This is a genomic window from Candidatus Synechococcus spongiarum SH4 (assembly GCF_000586015.1).
GTDB classification, from domain to species: Bacteria; Cyanobacteriota; Cyanobacteriia; order PCC-6307; family Cyanobiaceae; genus Synechococcus_B; species Synechococcus_B spongiarum_F.
Map to the genome: position 1 here is coordinate 1 of NZ_JENA01000108.1, position 5,364 is coordinate 5,364.

At 65.0% G+C, this 5,364-nt stretch carries 5 protein-coding genes and 1 pseudogene; 3 read left to right on the forward strand and 3 right to left on the reverse strand.

Translation table 11 applies throughout. The features are described from left to right. A partial coding sequence (locus BG35_RS12090) for a sigma factor-like helix-turn-helix DNA-binding protein (protein ID WP_269087824.1) occupies positions 1–258 on the forward strand: 258 nt, incomplete at its 5' end. Between the two features lie 188 nt (positions 259–446). Then, a complete protein-coding gene (locus BG35_RS10575; protein WP_161632553.1) occupies positions 447–1,181 on the forward strand; it encodes a sigma-70 family RNA polymerase sigma factor in 735 nt (244 codons plus the stop codon). 40 nt (positions 1,182–1,221) lie between these two features. Here BG35_RS10575 and nth read toward each other — a convergent pair whose 3' ends face one another. Together nth and BG35_RS0105965 are read right to left on the reverse strand one after the other, a co-directional pair. Beyond that, entirely contained in the window at positions 1,222–1,896 is a 675-nt protein-coding gene (gene nth / locus BG35_RS0105960) for an endonuclease III (RefSeq protein ID WP_051506170.1), read from the reverse strand. Next, positions 1,896–2,990, reverse strand: coding sequence for a M50 family metallopeptidase (locus BG35_RS0105965; RefSeq protein ID WP_308417021.1), 1,095 nt, complete (start codon positions 2,988–2,990; stop codon positions 1,896–1,898). The genes nth and BG35_RS0105965 overlap by 1 nt, the downstream gene beginning before the upstream one ends. Before the next feature lie 91 nt (positions 2,991–3,081). On the opposite strand from BG35_RS0105965, the pseudogene mqo reads away from it, so the two are divergent. Further along, positions 3,082–4,517: pseudogene (gene mqo / locus BG35_RS10580) on the forward strand (malate dehydrogenase (quinone)). On the opposite strand, the gene serS reads toward mqo, so the two are convergent. Further along, a partial coding sequence (gene serS / locus BG35_RS0105975) for a serine--tRNA ligase (protein ID WP_025782114.1) occupies positions 4,492–5,364 on the reverse strand: 873 nt, incomplete at its 5' end. The pseudogene mqo and the gene serS sit on opposite strands and share 26 nt — an antisense overlap.

Genomic DNA, 5,364 nt, shown 5'->3' on the forward strand with positions numbered 1-5,364 from the left:
CAGGTGGTCAGGCAGCGCCATTGTCTCCATGAACCTCTGCCCTTTCAAGGGATTGCCGGAAATCTGGGCCTCAGCCGTGAGCGTACCCGTCAGATCGAGCAAAATGCCATGCGCAAGCTACGGCGGGCCGCCCGGGGCGGGTCACCCCATTGCCGACAACCCCGCACCGTGGAAAAACAAGGAAAAACAATCTGCCGCCCCGCACTGGTGAAGCGGGCGTGTGTACCGCAGCTTGAATCCTCTCCTTCCCATCCATGACACACAGTAGATTGGGAGAAACCCGGAACAACCCAGAAGTCTCCATTATGGATCATATGGCCATTGAAACAACGGTCTTCTCATGGATGTTTCGGAGAATCTCTCAGTTCCGGCTGTTGTCCCCTGAGGAGGAAGTCAGCCTGGGCCAGGTCATCTGCACATGGCGAAACTATCCTGGTGGTCTAAACTTGGCGCCAGCCAAGTTGCGCAGGTCAGGGATTCAGGCCCAGGAGCAAATGATTCAATCCAATCTCAGGCTTGTGGTCCATCTGGCGAAAAAATACCGGACCCGTGGTCTTCCTCTGGAGGATCTTATTCAAGAGGGGGCAATGGGTTTGCAGAGAGCGGTGGAGAAATTTGACCCTTCCAAGGGGCATCGCTTTAGCACCTATAGCTATTGGTGGATTAAACAGTCGTTACAACGGGCCGTCACCCAGAAAGCACCCACCATTCGTCTGCCGTTACACGTGGCGGATCGCCTGGTCCGCCTGGCGATGCTGGCCCAGCGCCTGTCCGACAAGCTGGGGCGATCACCCACTGTGGCGGAACTGGCCAGGATCAGTCAGGAAACCGAAAGCCAGATCCGCCAACTGCTCCACGCCGCCCAACTGCTCCGCACGGTCAGTCTTGAGCAGTACATGGAGGGTGACGGGGACCGGGCTTCCCTTGATCCGTTCATTGACGAGCGTCCCCAGCCCATGGATACGTTGATGCAGGCGCAGGAGAGAGACTACCTGGCGGCGCTCGTCACCACGGCTCGGTTGCAGGAGCGGGAATGGGCAGTGGTGCGGCAACGCCACTGCCTGAATCGGCGACCCACGTTCCAGGACATTGCCAAACGTCTGGCCATCAAACCTGAGGATGCGTACCGGGTCAATCAGCGGGCGCTCTGCAAGCTCCGCACCATTGCGCGAACCATGTGAACCGGCTCACCGTCAAAGCTTGGGGTGTTCCCCTGGCGGCTCAACGCCTCATCGGCGCCGCCCCATAGGAGGGGCAGAGTTCAGCCAGGCCGCAGCGTCCACAGGCCGGGCGCCGCGCCTTGCACACAGCGCGGCCATGGAAAATCAGGCGAATGGAGAGCAGGTCCCAATCGGATTGGGGCAGCAAGGCCATCAGTTCCTGTTCGATGCGGGCTGGATCCGTTGCCGCCACAAGGCCGAGCCGGTTGCTGAGACGCCGCACGTGGGTGTCCACCGTGACGCCCACGTTGAGGCCATAGGCTGTTGCCAGCACCACGTTGGCTGTTTTGCGGGCCACGCCGGGGCATCGCAGAAGCGCCTCCATCGTCTTGGGCACACGGCCCTGGTGGCGCTCCTGCAACAGGCGTGACGCGCCCACAATGTGGCGGGCCTTGTTGCGGTAGAACCCCGTGGAGCGCACATAGGGCTCCACCTGCTCCGGCTCCACGGCGGCAAAACTGGCGGCGTCGGGGAACCTGTCAAAGAGGGCCGGCGTCACCCGGTTCACCCGCTCATCCGTGCATTGGGCCGAGAGGATGGTGGCCACCAGCAACTGGAAGGGATTGCGCCAATCCAGTGAACAGCGGGCTTCCGGATAAAGCTGGCCCAAGTGCTGAAGGATCAGCGCCGCCCGCTGGGGGCGGGGCGGCCAGTCCCGGTTCTCCGCCACCGGCATTAGCTGCTCAACCACGCTTTGAAGATGCCAAGCTGGGATGTGTCACGGACCATTAGCACACCCACCAGCCCCAGCAACAGGGCGAATCCCAGGCGGTTCACCGCTTGGGTCCACCGTTCCGGCAGCGGTTGTCCCCGCAGCCCTTCCCAGAGCAGCAGCAGCATCTGGCCCCCATCCAGTGCGGGCAGGGGCAAGGCGTTGAGCACCGCCAGGTTGATGGAAATCAAGGCCGTGAACAACAGCAGACTGGCTCCCCCCTGCTGCGCCAACTGGGCCCCCACTTCCACAATGCGGACAGGCCCCCCCAGTTGCCGGGCCGTGGCCTGGAAATGGGTCAGCAGTTGCCCGTAACCCGCCAGGGTATTGGCTGTGATGGTCCAGAAGCCCCGGCTGGCCGTGGTCAGCCATTCCCCCACGTTCTCCACGGGCCGATACCGGCCTGTCCCATAGGGCTGAAGCTGGGCGCCAATGCGGCCGGTCCCCTCCTCGTCAAGGCGGGGGGTCACCTGACGCTCCTCTAAACCGGCGCCGCCCTCCAACTGGAGGGTCAGGGGAGATCCGGGCCGGGTCTGCACGGCCGTGATCAGGTTTTTTACGGCCTCATTCCCCTCCCCCAGGGGCTGGCCGTTGACGGCCACAACATGGTCCCCCGGTTGCAGAGCGGCCACGGCAGCGGGGGAACCGGGACTGACTCCCGTCACCACAATGCCCGCCGCGGCGGCGACCCCATCGGGCACGCCGTACACGGCCCCCTGGGCCAGCAGCGCCACCCAGGCAAAGATCAGGTTGGCCAGCACCCCTGCTGCAATCACCAGCGCCCGCTGGGGAAGGGGGCGGTTCTGAAACAGATCGGGATCCTGGGGACGAATCCCCTCTTCGCTCTCGGGATCGGGGAACGCCACGTAACCGCCGATGGGAATGGCCCGCAGGGCGAACTCAACCCCCCGGCGGCGCCAACCCACAAGCCTCGGCCCCAGGCCGATGGAGAAGCTGCTCACCCGAATTCCCTGACCTGTAGCCGCCAGAAAATGTCCCGCCTCGTGGATGGCAATCAGCAGCCCCAGCACAGCCAGGGCTGCCAAAATATGAATCACGGCGGCAACAGCATGGTTGCGCCATTCTGCCCTTTGCGAAGGAGTTGTGGAGCGAATCCAGGCGGATGCCGTCCTGGTGGGAGCAGGCATCATGGGCGCCACCCTGGCGACGCTGCTCCAGCAACTGGAGCCGGGACTCACGGTGTTGATTGTGGAGCGGCTGGGGCGGGTTGCAGCCGAAAGCAGCGCCGCCCTCAACAATGCCGGCACCGGCCACGGGGCCAACTGCGAACTGAACTACACCCCCATGGACAGTCGCGGCCGGCCCGATCTTCGCAAAGCTCTGGCCATTAACGGGGGCTACGAGCAGAGTCTGCAATTCTGGGCCGCGCTGGTGGAGCAGGGGGCGCTGGGCAGTCCCGGGACGTTTCTTCACCAGGCGCCCCACTACAGCCTGGTGTGGGGCGAGGATGACGTGGCTGCCCTGGCGCAGCGGCAGCAGTCCATGGCCGCCCTGCCCCAATTTGCAGGCATGGCCTTCAGCCGGGATCACGGCGCCCTGCGGGACTGGCTGCCCCTGGTGATGGAGGGTCGTCCGGCCGGGGAAGTGATGGCCGCCACCCGCTATGGACGGGGCACGGACGTGGACTTCGGCGCCCTCACCGAGTCCCTGGTGACCTGGCTTCAGCGCCAGCCTGGGGTGGAGTTGCGCCTCAATCACGGGGTGCGCCGCCTGAACCGTAGATCCGATGGCCGCTGGCGTCTGGACGTGGACCATGGCCGCAAGAGGGTGCAGGTGGATAGCCCCTTCGTGTTTCTTGGCGCCGGTGGGGGCACCCTGCTGTTGCTGCAACAGGCCGGCCTGCCGGAGGCCCGGGGCTATGGCGGCTTCCCCGTCAGTGGCCAGTGGCTCATCTGCCAAACGGCGCCCCTGGTTGGCCGCCACTGGGGCAAGGTCTATGGCAGGGCGCCGGTGGGCGCCCCCCCATGTCCATGCCCCATCTGGACAGCCGTTGGATCAACGGCCACCGGGGCCTGTTGTTCGGCCCCTATGCGGGTTTCAGCAGCAAGTTCTTGAAACACGGCTCCCTGTGGGACCTGCCCGCCTCCGTGCGCCCCCATAATCTGTTGTCCATGGCGGGGGTGGGGCTGCGGGAACGTCACTTGGTGGGCTATCTGCTGCAGCAACTGCGCCAAGACCCCGGGCAACGGCTTGCCAGCCTGCGCCGCTTTCTCCCCCAGGCGCAACCGGAGGACTGGCGCCTGGCCGTTGCGGGTCAGCGGGTACAGATCATCAAACGGGAGCCCGGCCGCAGGGCGCAACTGAAGCTGGGTACGGAGGTGGTGGCGGCAGCCGACGGCAGCCTGGCGGCCCTGCTGGGGGCCTCGCCGGGGGCGTCAACCGCTGTCACCGCCATGGCGGACCTGTTACGGCGCTGTTTTCCCCAACGCTTCCAGGGGGGCCACTGGTCCCAACGGCTGGCCCGACTTCTGCCCTACGACCCGACGGCGGACCCTGCTTCCGCTGCCGACCTGGCCCGATGTCGCCAGCGCTGTGACGCTATTCTGGGGCTGATGGAGGTGTAATCACGGCGCAACCCATGTAGGGCTGTAACGCCTGGGGGATGGCCACGGAGCCGTCGGGTTGCTGGCGCCGTTCCAGCAGGGCGGCCATGGTGCGGCCAACAGCCAGGCCGCTGCCGTTGAGGGTGTGGAGGAGGCGATTGCGCTTGCCGTCCTTCATGCGGATAGAGGAGCGGCGCGCTTGAAAATCCCCACAGGTGCTACAGCTACTGACTTCCCGATACACCCCTGCTCCAGCCAGCCACACCTCCAGGTCGTAGGTGCGACAGGCGGAAAATCCCAGATCGGCGGTGCAGAGCTCCACAACCCGATAGGGCAGGTCCAGGGCTTGCAGAACCGCCTCCGCATCGGCGGTCAGTTGTTCATGGGCCGCCTCGGAGCTATCGGGATGGCAGAACCAGTAGAGCTCCACCTTATTGAACTGGTGCAGGCGAATCAGGCCACGGGTGTCCCGGCCGTAGCTGCCTGCTTCCCGACGGAAGCAGGGGCTGTAGGCCACGTAACGGCGGGGCAGATCCGAGGCCGGCAGGATCTCGTCCCGATGCAGGTTGGTGAGGGGCACCTCCGCCGTGGGGCTCAGCCAGAGGTCGTCGTCCGCACAACGAAAGCTCTCCTCGGCAAATTTGGGCAGTTGGCCGGAGCCGGTGAGGCTGGCGGTGTTCACCAGGGCCGGTGGCAGGACTTCCACGTAGCCCCGGCTGACGTGCAGATCCAGCATGAACTGAATCAAAGCCCGTTCCAGACGCGCCCCCAGGCCCAGCAGCGTGATGAACCGGCTTTGGGCAATGCGCACGGAGCGCTCGCTTTCAAACAGGCCCAGGGTCTTGGCCAACTGCCAATGCTCCAGACC

Bases quoted from the DNA above. Each gene is read 5' to 3' on its own strand.
- nth (WP_051506170.1), bottom strand. From the start codon at position 1,896: ATGCCGGTGGCGGAGAACCGGGACTGGCCGCCCCGCCCCCAGCGGGCG.